General features: G+C 63.6%; 16 protein-coding genes. All 16 read left to right on the top strand.

The features are described from left to right. Positions 1-98 precede the first annotated feature (98 nt). The 16 genes from fliR (at position 99) to ACT7DK_RS05615 (ending at position 15,879) form a co-directional block, all read left to right on the top strand. On the top strand, positions 99-887 hold the full coding sequence (fliR, locus tag ACT7DK_RS05540) for a flagellar biosynthetic protein FliR (RefSeq protein ID WP_445397126.1): 789 nt from the start codon (positions 99-101) through the stop codon (positions 885-887). Further along, positions 888-2,021, top strand: a complete 1,134-nt coding sequence (gene flhB, locus ACT7DK_RS05545; protein WP_445397128.1) for a flagellar biosynthesis protein FlhB — start codon at positions 888-890, stop codon at positions 2,019-2,021. A gap of 175 nt (positions 2,022-2,196) precedes the next feature. After that, entirely contained in the window at positions 2,197-4,293 is a 2,097-nt protein-coding gene (gene flhA, locus ACT7DK_RS05550) for a flagellar biosynthesis protein FlhA (protein ID WP_445397130.1), read from the top strand. 17 nt (positions 4,294-4,310) lie between these two features. After that, entirely contained in the window at positions 4,311-5,684 is a 1,374-nt protein-coding gene (flhF, locus tag ACT7DK_RS05555; protein WP_445397132.1) for a flagellar biosynthesis protein FlhF, read from the top strand. Then, positions 5,677-6,561 (top strand): MinD/ParA family protein, encoded by an 885-nt coding sequence (locus ACT7DK_RS05560; protein ID WP_445397134.1) that lies wholly within the window; start codon positions 5,677-5,679, stop codon positions 6,559-6,561. The genes flhF and ACT7DK_RS05560 overlap by 8 nt, the downstream gene beginning before the upstream one ends. Beyond that, a complete protein-coding gene (locus ACT7DK_RS05565; RefSeq protein ID WP_445397137.1) occupies positions 6,554-7,270 on the top strand; it encodes an RNA polymerase sigma factor FliA in 717 nt (238 codons plus the stop codon). The genes ACT7DK_RS05560 and ACT7DK_RS05565 overlap by 8 nt, the downstream gene beginning before the upstream one ends. 137 nt (positions 7,271-7,407) lie before the next feature. Then, entirely contained in the window at positions 7,408-7,779 is a 372-nt protein-coding gene (gene cheY / locus ACT7DK_RS05570) for a chemotaxis response regulator CheY (protein WP_445397139.1), read from the top strand. A 12-nt stretch (positions 7,780-7,791) separates the two neighbouring features. Continuing rightward, positions 7,792-8,541, top strand: a complete 750-nt coding sequence (locus ACT7DK_RS05575) for a protein phosphatase CheZ (protein WP_445397141.1) — start codon at positions 7,792-7,794, stop codon at positions 8,539-8,541. A gap of 9 nt (positions 8,542-8,550) precedes the next feature. Next, positions 8,551-10,617, top strand: coding sequence for a chemotaxis protein CheA (locus tag ACT7DK_RS05580; RefSeq protein WP_445397143.1), 2,067 nt, complete (start codon positions 8,551-8,553; stop codon positions 10,615-10,617). Positions 10,618-10,648: 31 nt separating this feature from the next. Beyond that, positions 10,649-11,761 carry a protein-glutamate methylesterase/protein-glutamine glutaminase gene (locus tag ACT7DK_RS05585; protein ID WP_445397145.1) on the top strand — a complete coding sequence of 371 codons (1,113 nt, stop codon included), beginning with the start codon at positions 10,649-10,651 and terminating at the stop codon, positions 11,759-11,761. 1 nt (position 11,762) lies between these two features. Next, the gene (locus tag ACT7DK_RS05590) at positions 11,763-12,506 is read left to right on the top strand and encodes a flagellar motor protein (protein WP_445397147.1); all 744 of its coding nucleotides are present in this window, start codon (positions 11,763-11,765) and stop codon (positions 12,504-12,506) included. Next, entirely contained in the window at positions 12,503-13,375 is an 873-nt protein-coding gene (locus ACT7DK_RS05595; protein ID WP_445397149.1) for an OmpA family protein, read from the top strand. Before ACT7DK_RS05590 ends, ACT7DK_RS05595 begins: the two co-directional genes overlap by 4 nt. Positions 13,376-13,378: 3 nt before the next feature. Beyond that, positions 13,379-14,164 (top strand): ParA family protein, encoded by a 786-nt coding sequence (locus tag ACT7DK_RS05600; RefSeq protein WP_445397151.1) that lies wholly within the window; start codon positions 13,379-13,381, stop codon positions 14,162-14,164. Next, complete coding sequence (locus tag ACT7DK_RS05605) at positions 14,161-14,967, top strand: chemotaxis protein CheW (RefSeq protein ID WP_445397153.1); 807 nt, start codon at positions 14,161-14,163, stop codon at positions 14,965-14,967. Before ACT7DK_RS05600 ends, ACT7DK_RS05605 begins: the two co-directional genes overlap by 4 nt. A 19-nt stretch (positions 14,968-14,986) precedes the next feature. Further along, entirely contained in the window at positions 14,987-15,475 is a 489-nt protein-coding gene (locus tag ACT7DK_RS05610) for a chemotaxis protein CheW (protein WP_445397155.1), read from the top strand. Then, positions 15,475-15,879, top strand: coding sequence for a DUF2802 domain-containing protein (locus ACT7DK_RS05615; protein ID WP_445397157.1), 405 nt, complete (start codon positions 15,475-15,477; stop codon positions 15,877-15,879). The genes ACT7DK_RS05610 and ACT7DK_RS05615 overlap by 1 nt, the downstream gene beginning before the upstream one ends. Positions 15,880-15,886: the final 7 nt, after the last annotated feature.

Here is a 15,886-nt window from a genome sequence, read left to right on the forward strand (position 1 = left end):
TTCGCGGGAGTGACAACAGAGTGTTTACCGCTTTGGCGTGTACTTTCAATCGCCGCTACTTCCAGCTTCCAGCTTCCGGCTTTAGCCCGAGTTAATAGATGAACTACACCACCGAACAGATACTGCTGTGGCTGGCCTCTTATCTCTGGCCCCTGTGCCGCATCGCCGGCCTGATGATGACCATGGTGCTGTTCGGTGCCCAGCTCACGCCGGTATACAGCCGTTTGCTGCTGGCATTGGCGCTCACCATCGCCGTGGCACCGGTGCTGCCGGCCATGCCGGCGGTGGCGTTGTTTTCCGGCGGCGGTTTTCTGATCACGGTGCAGCAGGTGCTGATCGGGGCGGTGATCGGGCTGCTGTCCCAGTTTTTACTGCAGACCTTCGTCACCGCCGGCCAGATCATCGCCATGCAGACCAGCCTGGGCTTCGCTTCGATGATGGATCCCCTGAACGGCCAGTCGGCGCCGGTGGTGGGTCAGTTCTATCTGATGCTGGGCACCGTGCTGTTCCTGGCGCTCGACGGTCATCTGCTGATGATCGAGGCCATCGTCATGAGCTTCGAGACCCTGCCCGTGGCCATGAATGGTCTGTCGGTGGTCAGCTGGCAGAGCCTGGCCGGGCTCTTGACCCTGCTGTTCCAGGGCGCCGTGGCCATGTCGCTGTCGGCCATCGTCGCCATGCTGCTCATCAACTTCAGTTTCGGGGTCATGACCCGGGCCGCTCCCCAGCTCAACATCTTCAGCGTGGGCTTCGCGGTCAGCATGGTATGCGGTCTCTTTATCATGTGGCTGACCCTGGGCGGCTTCCTGGGGCATTTCGAGAACCAGTGGCTCAGGCTGCAGCTGGTGATGTGCGATACCCTTTACCTGAGTTGCGAGGGAGGCTGAATGGCGGAGTCGGACGGCCAGGAACGAACGGAACAGCCCACGGAGCAGCGACTCCGTCAGGCCAGGGAAAAAGGGCAGATCCCCCGCTCCAAGGAGCTGGGCACGGCGGCAGTGCTGCTGAGCGCCGCCGCCGGCCTGCTGATGATCAGCGGCCCGCTGGGGCGGGCCATGTCCCGGGTGTTCGAGCAGAACTTCCGGGTTGAGCGGGCGGCGCTGTTCGACCCCGAGGCCATGATGGCGGCGCTGAAGAGCTCGGTGCTGAGCCTGATGTGGCCCCTGCTGGGGCTGTTCGCCATGGTTCTGGTGGCCGCCCTGGTGGGCAATACCCTGCTCGGCGGTTTCAATTTCAGTACCCAGGCGATGATGCCCAAGCTCAGCCGGATGAGCCCGCTCGCCGGCATCAAGCGGATGTTCGGGTTGCAGGCGCTGGTCGAGTTGCTCAAGTCCATCGCCAAGGTGGTGTTTATCGCCACCTTCGCGATCTGGCTGCTGTGGGGCCAGTTCGAGAACATACTGCGGCTGAGCGATGAGACCCTGCCGGCGGCCATGATCGGTGCCCTGGAGTTGCTGCTGTGGATGGGATTGCTGCTGTGTCTGGCGTTGTTGCCTATCGTGGCCATCGACGTCCCCTTCCAGCGCTGGAACCACAACCGCCAGTTGAAGATGACCCTGCAGGAAGTCAAGGACGAGTACAAGAATACCGAGGGCAAGCCCGAGGTGAAGGGGCGGATCCGCCGGCTGCAGCAGGAGATGGCCAATCGCCGGATGATGGCGGAAGTACCCACCGCCGACGTGGTGGTGGTCAACCCGAGTCACTACTCGGTGGCCCTGCGCTACGACAAGGACAAGCCCGGCTCGGCACCCGTGGTGGTGGCCAAGGGGCTGGACGAAATCGCCCTCAAGATCCGGGAGATCGCCCGGGAATACGAGGTGCCGGTGATCTCCTCGCCCGCCCTGGCGCGGGCCGTCTATCATTCCACCAAACTCGACAAGGAAATTCCCGAAGGGCTCTTCGTGGCGGTGGCCCAGGTCCTGGCCTATGTATTCCAGCTGAACGCCTGGCGCAAGGGCCAGGGCCGCAAGCCGGTGCCGCTGAAGGATGACCTGCCGATCCCCGAGGAATATAAAGTCTGAAGCTTGAAGCCTGAAGCCTGAAGCCCGCCGTAGGGTCCACTTCAGTGGACCGTTTCGCCACCGGCGCTGGGGTTCGGTCGAATGAATTCGACCCTACAGTGCGTAGTTTTTGGTGTTGATGGCTTGTTTTTTGCATCAAGAATCACATCGGTTTTCAGCAACAATTAACGTACTCATGGAATTCAGGGCAAGGCTTTTACAGGCGGGACAGTGGTCGCGGTGGTTTCACAAGGGCCTGGGCACGCCCCTGCTGGTGCTGGCGGCACTGGGCATGGTGGTGCTGCCCATTCCCACCCTGCTGCTGGATGTGCTGTTTTCCTTCAATATCTCGCTGGCGCTGGTGATCCTGCTGGTGGCGGTGTACACCCAGCGGCCGCTGGATTTCGCCGCCTTTCCGACAGTGCTGCTTGTGGCCACCCTGCTGCGGCTGGCCCTGAACGTGGCCTCCACCCGGGTAGTCCTGCTGGAGGGACACGAAGGCGGCAACGCCGCCGGTAACGTGATCGAGGCCTTCGGCTCGGTGGTGATCGGCGGCAACTACGCGGTGGGTCTTATCGTCTTCCTGATCCTGATGATCATCAACTTCGTGGTGGTCACCAAAGGGGCCGGGCGCATTTCGGAGGTGAGTGCCCGCTTCACCCTGGACGCCATGCCCGGCAAGCAGATGGCCATCGACGCGGATCTGAACGCCGGTCTTATCAACCAGGAGGAGGCCCGTACCCGGCGGGAAGAGGTGACCCGGGAGGCCGACTTTTACGGCTCCATGGACGGTGCTTCCAAGTTCGTGAAGGGCGACGCCATCGCCGGCATCATGATCCTCTTCATCAATATCATCGGCGGTTTCATCATCGGCATGGCCCAGCATGGGCTGCCCTTCGGTGAGGCGGCCCGGATCTATACCCTGCTCACCATCGGCGACGGCCTGGTGGCGCAGATCCCCTCCCTGCTGTTGTCCATCGCCGCCGCCATCATCGTCACCCGCCAGAATACTCGGGAGGACATGGGCCAGGCGATGCTGGGCCAGTTGTTCGACAATCCCAAATCCCTGTCCATCGCCGCCGGCATACTGATCACCATGGGACTGGTGCCGGGCATGCCGCATTTCGCCTTTCTGCTGCTGGGCGGCCTCTCGGCGTTGGGCGCCTGGTGGCTTTACAAGCGCAGTGCCCGGGCCGAGCAGCAGGGGAGCGAACAGGAGAAGCTGCCGGCCCCCATCGGTGCCGAGCCGAAAGAGCTGAGCTGGGACGATGTCTCCCAGGTCGACACCATCGGCCTGGAAGTGGGTTACCGGCTGATCAGCCTGGTGGATCAGTCCCAGGGCGGGGAGCTGCTGAGCCGGATCAAGGGGGTGCGCAAGAAGCTGTCCCAGGAGCTGGGCTTCCTCATCCCGGCGGTCCATATCCGCGACAACCTGGAGCTGGGCCCCAACCAGTACCAGATCACCCTGATGGGCGTCAGCTCCGGTGCGGCCGATATCTACCCGGAACGGGAGCTGGCCATCAACCCGGGGCAGGTGTTCGGGCCCGTTGCCGGCATCGATACCCGGGATCCGGCCTTCGGGCTGGAAGCGACCTGGATTGCCAGGGAGCAGACCGAACAGGCCCAGAGCCTGGGCTACACCGTGGTGGATGCCGCCACCGTGGTGGCCACGCACCTGAGCCAGCTGCTGACCAACCATGCCGCCGTCCTGCTGGGCCACGAAGAGGTGCAGAACCTGATCGACCAGGTCGGCCGCAGCCAGCCCAAGCTGGTGGAAGGGCTGGTGCCCAATACCCTCGGCCTGGCGCTGGTGACCAAGGTATTGCAGAGCCTGCTGAACGAAGGGGTCACCATCCGCGACATGCGCACCATACTGCAGACCCTGACCGAATACGCGCCCAAGAGCCAGGATCCCGAGGTGCTCACCGCCGCCTGCCGTATCGCCCTGCGCCGCTTCATGGTTCAGGAAATCGCCGGTACCGAGCGGGAGCTGCCGGTGATCACCCTGGCTCCAGAGTTGGAACAGATTTTGCAGAATTCCTTGCAGGCAGGTGGTGCCCAGGGCAGCGGCATAGAGCCGGGCCTGGCCGAGCGCATGCAACAATCCCTGGCCCAGGCTGCGGCCAACCAGGAGATGGAGGGTCAGCCGGCCATATTGCTGACTTCCGGCATGTTGCGTACCACCCTGGCCCGTTTTGTCAAACATACTATTCCCAGTCTGCGGGTGTTGTCCTATCAGGAAGTGCCTGATGATCGTCAAATCCGCATCGTGGCATCCGTTGGCCAGCAGTAGCAGGGTGGAAGCTGTAAATGAAAATTAAACGATTTTTTGCCAAGGACATGAGAGCCGCCCTGGCCGAGGTAAAGGAAGAGCTGGGGGCCGATGCGGTGATCATGTCCAATAAGAAGGTCTCGGGCGGTATCGAGATCGTGGCCGCCGTCGATGATGATGAAGCACCGCCCGCCCTCTCCCAGCGTCCGCTGATGGAGGACAACGTCAGAATTTCGTCGCAGGCCCGTCAATTTGTCCCGCCGCTGGATGGAAAGAAGCAGGCCGAGACCCTGCAGTCACTGCTGATGCGCAGCCAGCAGGTCGAAGCCTCTCCGAAAACCCTGGCGGAGCAGGGTAACTGGGCCGAGTCGATGGGACGCCGTAAAGAGCCGACGCTGGGCCGGCCGGAATCCACGGCGGCGTCGCTGCCCCGGCATGAAGCCCGGGACAGCCGGCGCAAGGAAAGCGCCAAGGACAAGGAGCTGAACGCCATGCGTCAGGAAATCGCCAGTATCCGCCGTCTGCTGGAGCATCAGGTATCCGGGCTGATGTGGCAGGAGGTGGAGCGGCGCGAGCCGGTGCGGGCCATGGTGATCAAGCAACTGGGCAGCCTTGGTTTCAGCGACGGTTTTGCCGATCAACTGGCGATGCGGGTCGACGACCGGGTGCCGCCCCACGTGGCCTGGAGTCAGGTCGAGGCGGCCCTGACCCAGCAGCTGTCGACCGGCGAAGATGACGTCTTGCGTCAGGGCGGGGCCGTGTCCCTGCTGGGACCGACCGGGGTCGGCAAGACCACCACCATCGCCAAGCTGGCGGCCCGTTTCGCCGCCCGCTACGGGGCCGAGCAGGTCGCCCTGATCACCACCGATCACTATCGTATCGGCGCCCATGAACAGTTGCAGACCTACGGTCGCATCATGGGGGTGGTGGTCAAACAGGCGCGAACCTATCAGGAGCTGGCCCAGGCCCTGTACCACCTGCGCCACCGCCGGCTGGTCTTGATCGATACCGCCGGCATGGGACAACGGGATCTGCGGTTGAACGAACAGCTGGACACCCTGGTGGGCGACAAGCAAATCAAGATCCGCAATTACCTGGTGCTGCCGGCCACGGCCCAGCGTAGGGTGTTGCAGGAGGCGGTGGATCACTTTCGCCGTATTCCGCTGGCGGGCTGTATCCTGACCAAGCTGGATGAAAGCCTGTCTTTGGGGGATGTGCTGGACATCAGCATCCAGAACAGCCTGCCCATCAGCTATATCACCGATGGCCAGAGGGTGCCGGAGGATTTGCGGCTGGCGGACCCCCTCGAGTTGGTCCGCCAGGCGCTGGGCACCGTGGAGCAGCGCCGGGAAGAGCCCTATTACTGGGACACTTCTGAGTCCGATGAAGAGGGTGCGCGTTTCTATGATTAATTGGTTTCAGGACCAGGCGAGTGGGCTGCGGCGTATGCAGAAAACAAACAAGGTGCAGGTCATCGCGGTGACCGGCGGCAAGGGCGGGGTGGGCAAAACCAATATCAGCCTGAACATGGCCTCGGCCATGGCGGCGCAGGGCAAGCGGGTCATGGTGCTCGATGCGGATCTGGGGCTGGCCAATGTCGATGTTTTGCTGGGGATCAGGGTGACCCGCAACCTGTCCCACGTGTTGCGGGGTGAATGTACCCTGGACGAGGTCCTGGTCGAGGGTCCCCAGGGCGTCAAGATCATACCCGCGACCTCCGGCAACCAGGCCATGACCGAGCTGTCGCCCCTGGAACATGTCAGCCTGATCCGGGCCTTCAGCGAGATGCAGACCCCGGTGGACGTGTTGCTGGTGGATACCGCCGCCGGCATCTCCGACATGGTACTCAGCTTTTCCCGGGCGGCCCAGGAAGTCTTGGTGGTGGTGTGCGACGAACCGACTTCCATCACCGATGCCTATGCCCTGATCAAGATATTGTCCCGGGACTATGGCGTCTTCCGCTTCAAGATAGTGGCCAACATGGTGCGCAGCCAGCGGGAGGGGCAGGAACTGTTCGCCAAGCTGACCCGGGTGACCGATCGCTTCCTCGACGCGGCCCTGGAGCTGGTGGCTTGTGTGCCCTTCGACGGCAATCTGCGCCTGGCGGTGCGGCGCCAGTCCCTGGTGGTCAACCAGTATCCCAAGTCGCCGTCGGCCCTGGCGATCAAGCTGTTGGCGGCCAAGGCCCTGACCTGGCCTGTACCGCAACGGGCCGGCGGGCACCTGCAGTTTTTCATTGAGAACTTACTGAATCACCCCGTGGCGGAGCAAGATGTCTGGAGTGAATAAAGCGTTGGCGTATGCCCCGCAGCAAGGTTCCCATCAGTTGGTGGAACGTCATGTCGGCCTGGTACGGCGTATCGCCCAGCACCTGCTGGCCCGTTTACCGGACAGCGTCTTGCTGGACGACCTGGTTCAGTCGGGCATGGTGGGGCTGCTGGAGGCGGCACGCAACTTCGATGCCAGCAAAGGCGCCAGCTTCGAGACCTTTGCCGGCATCCGTATCCGTGGCGCCATGCTCGACGAGATCCGCCGCGGCGACTGGGTGCCGCGCTCGGTGCACAAGCACAGCCGGCAGATAGCCGAAGCGATGGCGGCCGTGCAGCGGCGGGAAGGGCGCAATGCCCAGGACCGGGAGGTGGCCGCCGAGCTGGGGGTCGATCTCGACAGTTACCATGCCATGCTGCGGGATGCCAACAACGGTAAAATCCTGGAAATCGAAGAGTTCGAAGCCGGCGTGGAGGCTTACACCGAAGAGAGCATGCATCCGGCCAGCCCCTTCGAGGTGATGTCAAAAACCCGCTTCCTGCAGGCGCTGTCGGATCATATCAAGACCCTGCCGGAGCGTGAGGCCCTGGTGCTGTCGCTCTATTACGATGAGGAGCTCAACCTCAAGGAAATCGGCCAGGTGCTCGAGGTCAGTGAGTCCCGGATCAGCCAGATCCACAGCCAGGCGATGCACCGGCTGAGAGCCAGGTTAAAAGATTGGCAAAATTGAGGGATGGCAATGGGTTATTGCCCGCCCGATGAGATATCCTGCTCAAGTTTCGGTATGCGGGGCCGACATAGTAACAAGACTTATCATGTTCAGCGGCTGTTGGTTCGGCTGATAGGAGGAAATGCTTGGACAAGAACATGAAAATCCTCATCGTGGACGATTTTTCCACCATGCGCAGGATTATTAAAAACCTACTCAGAGATCTCGGCTTCAACAATACCCACGAAGCCGACGACGGCAGCACGGCGCTGCCCATGCTCAAGAACGGGGACTTCGACTTCGTGGTCACCGACTGGAACATGCCCGGCATGCAAGGCATCGACCTGCTGCGCGCTATCCGGGCGGACGACAAGCTCAAACACCTGCCGGTACTGATGGTCACCGCGGAAGCCAAGCGCGAGCAGATCATCACCGCCGCCCAGGCCGGCGTGAACGGCTATGTGGTAAAGCCCTTTACCGCCGCCACCCTCAAGGAAAAACTCGAGAAGGTCTTCGAGCGCATCGGATAAAAAGGCATCGACATGGCAGAACAGAAAGGAATGATAAGCCTGGAGCAGGCCCGGGAGCTGGTCGCTTTGCTTGAGCGCGGCGATCAGGATGGCGCCGACCGCTATCTCGCCGATGTTTGCATGCCCCAGGCCAACGAATTGCGGGAGCAGGTCGGCCAATTGACCCGCCAGCTGCACGATGCCCTGCAGGAGTTCCGCAACGATCCCCGCCTGCCCGAGCTGGCGGAGAGCGAGATCCCCGATGCCCGGGAACGCCTGAATTACGTTATCGACATGACCGACAAGGCCGCCAACCGTACCATGGATGCGGTGGAAGCCAGCCTGCCGATAGCGGACCGGCTCAATGATCGCATTCAGCAGGTGATGCCGGGCTGGCAGGAGCTGATGAGCCGCCAGCTGGAGCTGAACCGCTTCAAGGAACTGTGTTTCCAGCTCGATGACTTCCTCAGGGATTCCGAGCAGGATGCGGACAAGCTGCGCCAGCTGCTGACCGAGATCCTGATGGCGCAGGACTTCCAGGATCTGACCGGGCAGATGATCCGCAAGGTGATCAACCTGGTGCATGAAGTGGAAGCCAAGCTGGTCGAGATCCTGTCGGTATTCGGCCGTCTGCCCGGCATGAGCGAGATAAAGGCTGCGCCGAAGAGCGCCCCGGTCTCGGCCATCGCGGCCGAAGGTCCGATCATCAACAAAGAGCAGCGTAACGACGTGGTCTCCGACCAGGACGAGGTCGACGACCTGCTGTCCAGTCTGGGATTCTAAGGAGAGAGCATGGGCTTTGAGGTAGACGAGGATATTCTGCAGGATTTTCTGGTAGAAGCATCGGAGATCCTGGAGCAGCTGTCGGAGCAACTGGTCACGCTGGAACGGCAGCCGGACGACAAGGATTTGCTCAATGCGATTTTTCGTGGCTTTCATACCGTCAAGGGGGGCGCCGGTTTCCTGTCGCTGACCGCCCTGGTGGAGACCTGCCACAAGGCCGAAAACGTCTTCGATATTCTTCGCACCGGCCAGCGCCGGGTCACCGCCGAGCTGATGGATGTCATCCTGCGCTCCCTCGACACCGTCAACAGCATGTTTTCCGAAATTCAGAGCCGCCGGGAACCGACGCCGGCCGAGCCGGAGCTGCTCGAGGAGTTGGGGCGCTACTGTACCCCGGCCGGTGAAGAGGTCTCGGTGGTCACCCCGGCCGTCGTGGCCGCCGCGCCGACCGAGCCCGCTTCCGCCGGCGCTTCCATCGCCGACCTGACCGAAACAGAATACCGGCAGATGCTGGATGAATTGGCACCGGGCGAATCCGAAGGTGGCAGCCAGGGCGACGATATTACCGACGATGAATTCGAAGCCCTGCTGGATCAGCTGCACGGAGCCGGCAAGCACGGCGGTATACCCCAGCAGGCACAAGCGCCGGTGGCGGCCGCCACCGAGCCGGCCACCCCGGGCGGTGGCGACGATCTGATTGACGACAGCGAATTCGAGGCCTTGCTGGACCAGTTGCACGGGGCGGGCAAGGGGCCTTCGGTCGTGTCCTCAATGGCGGCCACGGTGTCGGCGCCGGTTGCCGACAAGGCTCCGGTGTCGGCGCCGGTCGTCGACAAGGCTCCGGTTTCGGCGCCGGTCGCCGACAAGCCGGCCGCCAAGGCGGCCCCCGCACCGGCGAGCGCGCAGCCGGACACCACGGTACGGGTCGATACCAAGACCCTCGACAACATCATGAACATGGTGGGCGAGCTGGTGCTGGTGCGCAACCGCCTGCTCAGCCTGGATTCCAGCCATGAAAACGAGGAGATCACCAAGGCGGTGACCAACCTGGACGCGGTGACCGGGGATCTGCAGGGGGCGGTGATGAAGACCCGGATGCAGCCGATCAAGAAGGTGTTCGGTCGTTTCCCCCGGGTGGTGCGCGACCTGGCCCGCAGCCTGAAAAAGGACATCAACCTGGAGATGGTCGGCGAAGAGACCGATCTCGACAAGAACCTGGTCGAGGCGCTGGCCGATCCCCTGGTGCACCTGGTGCGCAATTCCTGCGATCACGGTATCGAACTGCCGGAAGTGCGTGAGGCCGCCGGCAAGCCGCGGGTGGGCACCATCCGGCTGACCGCGTCCCAGGAAGGGGATCATATCCTGCTCGGCATCGAGGACGACGGCGCCGGCATGGATCCAGAAAAGCTCAAGAGCATCGCCATCGAGCGGGGTATCCTCGATGCCGACGGCGCCGCCCGCATGAGCGACAACGAGGCCTACAACCTGATCTTCGCCCCCGGCTTTTCCACCAAGACCGAGATTACCGATGTGTCGGGCCGCGGTGTGGGGATGGACGTGGTCAAGACCGGCATCAGCGCGGTCAACGGCTCCATTTTCATCGACTCCGAAAAAGGCAAGGGCACCCGGCTGCAGATCAAGGTGCCGCTGACCCTGGCAATATTGCCGACCCTGATGGTGCTGGTGGGCAGGCAGACCTTCGCCTTGCCGCTGACCAACGTCAACGAGATCTTTCACCTGGATCTGACTCGTACCAGCATGGTCGACGGCCAGCTCACCATAGTGGTGCGCAACAGGGCCATCCCCCTGTTTTACCTGCAGGACTGGCTGCTCAGGGGCGCCGGCCGGGTGCGCAAGGAGCAGGGCCATGTGGTCATCGTGATGATCGGCAACCAGCAGGTCGGCTTCGTGGTGGATGGCCTGATCGGCCAGGAAGAAGTGGTGATCAAGCCGCTCGACCAGTTGCTGCACGGTACGCCGGGGATGGCCGGGGCCACCATTACCAGCGACGGTGGTATCGCCCTCATTCTGGATATCGCCGGCCTGATCAAGGCCTACGCCCGGCGCTACGCCTAACAATCAATAACAAGGGAACGGGATTCAAGAGATGGCTATTCGGGTATTAGTGGTGGACGATTCGAGTTTCTTCCGCCGCAGGGTGAGCGAGATCCTGAACCAGGATCCCCTGCTGACCGTGGTCGATACCGCCGCCAACGGCCAGGAGGCGGTGGAAAAGGCGAAGTCGGTGCGTCCCGATGTGATCACCATGGACATCGAGATGCCGGTGATGGACGGTATTTCCGCGGTGCGGGCGATCATGAAGCAGAGCCCGACCCCGGTGCTGATGTTTTCCTCCCTGACTCATGAGGGAGCCAGGGCGACCCTGGACGCCCTGGATGCCGGGGCCATGGACTTCCTGCCGAAGCGCTTCGAAGACATCGCCCGCAGCAAGGAAGAGGCGATCCAGCTGTTACAGCAGCGGGTCAAGGCGATCGCCCGCCGCCGTGCCTTTATCAGCCCGCGGCCGCCGGCTGCTCCGTTGCGGGAACGGCCGGCGCCGAGCGCCCTGCTGCCCGAACGGAGTGCCCTGTCGACGCCGGCGCCGGCCGTGACGGAAAGGCGCAGCCTGCCCCGGCGCAGCGGCAAGAGCTACCAGCTGCTGGCCATCGGCACCTCCACCGGCGGCCCGGTGGCGCTGCAGAATGTGCTGACCAAGCTGCCGGCCAATTTCCCCCATCCGATAGTGCTGATCCAGCATATGCCCGGTACCTTCACCACGGCCTTCGCCGCCCGCTTGGACGGCCTGTGCCAGATCCGGGTGAAGGAGGCGGAAGACGGCGATATGTTGCGCCCGGGCCATGCCTACCTGGCGCCCGGCGGCAAGCAGATGATGTTCGAAGGCCGGCCGGGCGCGGCGCGCCTGCGCATCGTCGAGGGCAATGACAAGGTCAACTACAAGCCCTGCGTCGACATCACCTTCGCCTCCGCCGCCAAGACCTACGGCGGCAACGTCCTGGCGGTGGTGCTGACCGGCATGGGGGCGGACGGACGGGAAGGGGCCCGGCTGCTGAAGGAGCAGGGCGCCAATATCTGGGCCCAGGACGAGGAAAGCTGTGTGGTTTACGGCATGCCCCAGGCGGTGGCCAAGGCCGGCTTGGCCAGCGAGTCTTTGCCGCTGGGCGTGATCGGCGAGGCCATTGTCGGCGAGATGGGAGCCTGACATGGCCCTGGCCGGCTTGTTGTTGGCGCTGGTGAGCATCACCCTGGCTCAGCTCTGGCACGGCGGCAGCCTCTGGGGGCTGCTCGACGTGCCGGCCTTGCTGATCGTGCTCGGCGGTACCCTGGGCGCCGTGCTGTTGCAGACACCCTGGACCCAGTGCCGGGCCGCCTTCAAGGCCTCGGCCATGCTCTTTCGCACCCCGCACTGGCCGTTCCAGGAGCAGGCTTCCCGTCTGTTGCGCTGGTCGAACGAGGCGCGTCAGGCCGGTTTCCTGGCCCTGGAGCCCCGGCTGGCCAACGGCGAGCTGGATGCCTTTACCCGCCAGGGGCTGCAGTGGCTGGTCGACGGCACCGAGCCGCCCGCCCTGGAGCAGTTGCTGGATAATGAGTTGGATCGGCTGGAAGAGCAGAGAGAGATGGAGGCGCGGGTGTTCGAAGCCATGGGCGGATACAGTCCGACCATCGGCATCGTCGGCGCCGTACTCGGCCTGATCCAGGCCATGGCGCACCTGGACGATCCCAACCGCCTGGGTGCCGGCATCGCCGTGGCCTTTGTCGCCACCCTCTACGGGGTGGGGCTCGCCAACCTGCTGCTGTTGCCCCTGGCCAACCGCCTGCGGGCCCTGTACCGGCTGGAACTGCGCTACCGGGAACTGACCGCCATCGGCCTGCTGGCCATTGCCCGGGGAGAGGGCAGCCTGGCGGTCAGCCGGCAGCTGGGCCAGTACCAGGGACAGCGGCAATGAAGCGCCGCTCGCTCATCCGGCGTCCGCACAGTGCCGGCCTGGATCGCTGGCTGGTGTCCTATGCCGACTACATGACCCTGGTGTTCGCGCTCTTCGTGGTGCTCTACGCCATTCACGCCAGCAAGAGCGAGGTGCAGCAGCCCCTGCTCGACGGCATGCAGCAGGCACTGGTGCGACTCAGTGGCCAGCACCCGTCCGGGATCGGGCTGGCCCGCACCGAGCCCGCCGAAACGCTGGTGAGCTCGTCGCCGGCCTTGGAACCGGAGCCGGCCGGGATGCCGTCGGCCCCCGCCGAGCCGGTACCGCCTTCGGCCCTGGCCGAGCTGGAGCGGCGGCTCCAGCGGCAACTGGCCCCTCTGCTGGAGCGGCAACTGGTCGAATTCGAGCGGGACGAGGACTGGCTGACCCTGACCCTGGCGGGGGAACTGCTGTTTGCCAGCGGCAGCGCCTTGCTCGCTCCCAACAGCGAAGCCGTGCTGGGCGCCCTGCTGCCGGTGTTGGAGGAGGGTCAGCATTACATCCGGGTGCGCGGTTATGCGGACAGCATCCCGGTCAGCAACGAACTCTACGCCTCCAACTGGCAGCTGTCCGCCGAGCGGGCCAGGGCCGTATTGGAATGGCTGCTGAGGGCGCAGATCGCCGCGCCGAGGCTGGCCCTGGAGGCCTTTGGTGAACACCGGCCCCAAGCCCTGGGACGGGGTGAACGGGGGCGGGCCCTCAACCGGCGGGTCGAGCTGGCCATCTCGTCGCACCAGTGGCGGCCGGCGGCGGCCTTGCCGTCCCGGCCCCTGGAATCGGCGCCGCAACGCGGGCTCAGGGTCTATGAACTGCCCGGCGGCGGCATCAGAATCAGCACAGCACAGGACTAGCCAGTGATTGTTTGGACAGTAGCAAATCAGAAAGGCGGTGTCGGCAAGACCACCTCGGTGATCGCGCTCGCCGGCCTGCTGGCACAGTTGAAGAAGCGGGTCTTGTTGATCGACACCGATCCCCACGGCTCGCTGACCGCGTACCTCGACTATGATACCGATGTCCTGCCCCATACCCTGTTCGATCTGTTCCAGACGCCACAGGCGGGACGGGCGGAGCTGGCGCAGGTAGCGCTGCAGACCCGGTTCGACGGCATGACCCTGCTGCCGGCCTCCATCTCCCTGGCCACCCTGGAGCGCACCTCCAGCGGCCGGGAAGGCATGGGCCTGGTGCTCAAGCGGCTGCTGGCGGAGGTGAAGGACGATTTCGACGTGGCCCTCATCGACTGCCCGCCGGTGCTGGGGGTGATGATGGTCAACGCCCTGGCTGCCTGCGATCGTATTCTGGTGCCGGTACAGACCGAGTTCCTGGCGCTCAAGGGGCTGGAGCGCATGGTCAGCACCTTCCAGCTGATGCACAAGGCCAGGAAGGACGGTTTCCGTTATACGGTGGTGCCGACCATGTACGATCAGCGCACCCGGGCCTCGGTGCAGAGCCTGGACAGCCTGAAGCAGCGCTATGGCAGTCATGTCTGGCCCTCGGTGATCCCGGTGGACACCAAGTTCCGCGATGCCAGCCTGCGCCATGAGCCCCCTTCCTATTTCGCCAAGGGCTGCCGGGGCGTCTACGCCTACCAGACCCTGTTGCGCTACCTGTGGCGCCTCGACGGCGCGGATCAACCCTTATGAATAAAAGACAGTTTGACGCCCTCGACGACTATTTCGATGCCCTGCTGGAGGAAAGCGCTCCCCAGCGGCAACCCGAGGCGCTGCCCGTGGTGCCGGCACCGGTGTTTGCCGAGCCGGAGGCGGAGCGCCGGCAGGCGCTGGAAACCCTGCTGGCCCGGGTGGCCGAGCTGAAGGAAGAAGAGGCGCCTCCCTTGCCAGCGCCGGTGGTTGCCGCGACGCTCCCCGAGCCCGAGCCCGAGCCCGAGCCCGAGCCCGAGCCCGAGCCCGAACCGGTGGCCGATGCCGTCGAAGTCGGTGAGCCGGCACAGATATTACAGACACAACCAGAGCCAGTTGCCGCCGAGTGGCGTAATATGGACACGGAAAACAGTTTCCAGGCGCTGTTTTTCGAGGTGGCGGGCATGACCTTCGCGGTGCCCCTGACCCATTTGGGGGGCATCTACCAGCTGTCGAAAATCACCACCCTGTTCGGCAAGCCGGACTGGTTTGCCGGGGTGCTCACCGAACGCCAGCGCCAGCTCTATGTGGTGGACACCGCCCGCTGGGCGATGCCCGGTCACCAGGCGGAAAAAAAGGAGTACCAGTACCTGGTGACCCTGGGGGAAAGCAACTGGGGGCTGAGCTGCCACCAGTTGAAGGGGACCGCCCTGCTGCACCGGGATCAGGTCAAGTGGCGCGCCAGCCCGGGCTCAAGGCCCTGGCTGGCGGGCATGGTAAAAGAGAGAATGTGTGCCTTGCTGCACGTGGACGCCTTGATCGGGCTGCTGGAGCAGGGTAAGAATATCGATGGTCAACAAGTCTGAGCAGACATAAGGGAAGCCTATGAGCAGTCATCGCAATGTAGCTGAAAATCTCGCAGAAGGTGAAGTATTACAGTGGGTTACCTTCCGCCTGGATAATGAGACCTACGGCATCAACGTGATGCAGGTGCAGGAAGTGCTGCGTTACAGCGACATTGCGCCTGTGCCGGGCGCGCCGGACTATGTACTGGGTATCGTCAACCTGCGCGGCAACGTGGTCACGGTGCTGGACACCCGGCTGCGCTTCGGACTGGAGCCGGCCGAGGTCACCGACAATACCCGCATCGTCATCATCGAGGCCGAGAAGCAGGTGATCGGCATCCTGGTCGACAGCGTGGCCGAGGTGGTCTACCTCAAGTCCTCAGAGATCGAAAGCGCGCCCAATGTGGGGACCAGCGAGAGCGCCAAGTTTATCCAGGGGGTCTGCAACCGGGAGAACGAATTGCTGATCCTGGTGGATTTGGACAAGCTGCTGTCCGATGACGAGTGGGACGAGCTGGGTCAGCTCTGATGTGGTGGGAACCGGCCTTTATCCTGGCCATGCTGGCGCTGATGCTGGCCATGGTCGCTCTGCTGGTGGCCTGGATGATGTGGCGGCTTTGCCAGCGCAAGCTCGAGGCCATGAGCCGGCTGATGCGCGAGCTGACGCGCACCCGGGACAGCTACCGCAAGCAGTTGGAAGAGTTGCAGGCGGCCAACATCGGACTGGGGAAAAAGGTCACCGAACTGGGGCGGCATCTCGGGATCTTGAACGAGCGGCAGCAGGAGCTGGCGCTCAAGGATCCCCAGAGCAAACTCTACAGCCGGGCGGCGCGCATGGTGCAGCTGGGGGCCGATGTGGAAGAGATCATGGCCGAGTGCGAGATGCCCAGGGCCGAAGCCGAGCTGCTGCTGTCCCTGCATCGCAAGCCGTAACTTGAAG

This window comes from Zobellella sp. An-6 (assembly GCF_052487945.1).

Coding starts and splice junctions, on each gene's coding strand:
- fliR (WP_445397126.1), top strand. CDS start 99: ATGAACTACACCACCGAACAGATACTGCTGTGGCTGGCCTCTTATCTC.
- flhB (WP_445397128.1), top strand. CDS start 888: ATGGCGGAGTCGGACGGCCAGGAACGAACGGAACAGCCCACGGAGCAG.
- flhA (WP_445397130.1), top strand. CDS start 2,197: ATGGAATTCAGGGCAAGGCTTTTACAGGCGGGACAGTGGTCGCGGTGG.
- flhF (WP_445397132.1), top strand. CDS start 4,311: ATGAAAATTAAACGATTTTTTGCCAAGGACATGAGAGCCGCCCTGGCC.
- ACT7DK_RS05560 (WP_445397134.1), top strand. CDS start 5,677: ATGATTAATTGGTTTCAGGACCAGGCGAGTGGGCTGCGGCGTATGCAG.
- cheY (WP_445397139.1), top strand. CDS start 7,408: ATGAAAATCCTCATCGTGGACGATTTTTCCACCATGCGCAGGATTATT.
- ACT7DK_RS05575 (WP_445397141.1), top strand. CDS start 7,792: ATGGCAGAACAGAAAGGAATGATAAGCCTGGAGCAGGCCCGGGAGCTG.
- ACT7DK_RS05580 (WP_445397143.1), top strand. CDS start 8,551: ATGGGCTTTGAGGTAGACGAGGATATTCTGCAGGATTTTCTGGTAGAA.
- ACT7DK_RS05585 (WP_445397145.1), top strand. CDS start 10,649: ATGGCTATTCGGGTATTAGTGGTGGACGATTCGAGTTTCTTCCGCCGC.
- ACT7DK_RS05590 (WP_445397147.1), top strand. CDS start 11,763: ATGGCCCTGGCCGGCTTGTTGTTGGCGCTGGTGAGCATCACCCTGGCT.
- ACT7DK_RS05595 (WP_445397149.1), top strand. CDS start 12,503: ATGAAGCGCCGCTCGCTCATCCGGCGTCCGCACAGTGCCGGCCTGGAT.
- ACT7DK_RS05605 (WP_445397153.1), top strand. CDS start 14,161: ATGAATAAAAGACAGTTTGACGCCCTCGACGACTATTTCGATGCCCTG.
- ACT7DK_RS05610 (WP_445397155.1), top strand. CDS start 14,987: ATGAGCAGTCATCGCAATGTAGCTGAAAATCTCGCAGAAGGTGAAGTA.
- ACT7DK_RS05615 (WP_445397157.1), top strand. CDS start 15,475: ATGTGGTGGGAACCGGCCTTTATCCTGGCCATGCTGGCGCTGATGCTG.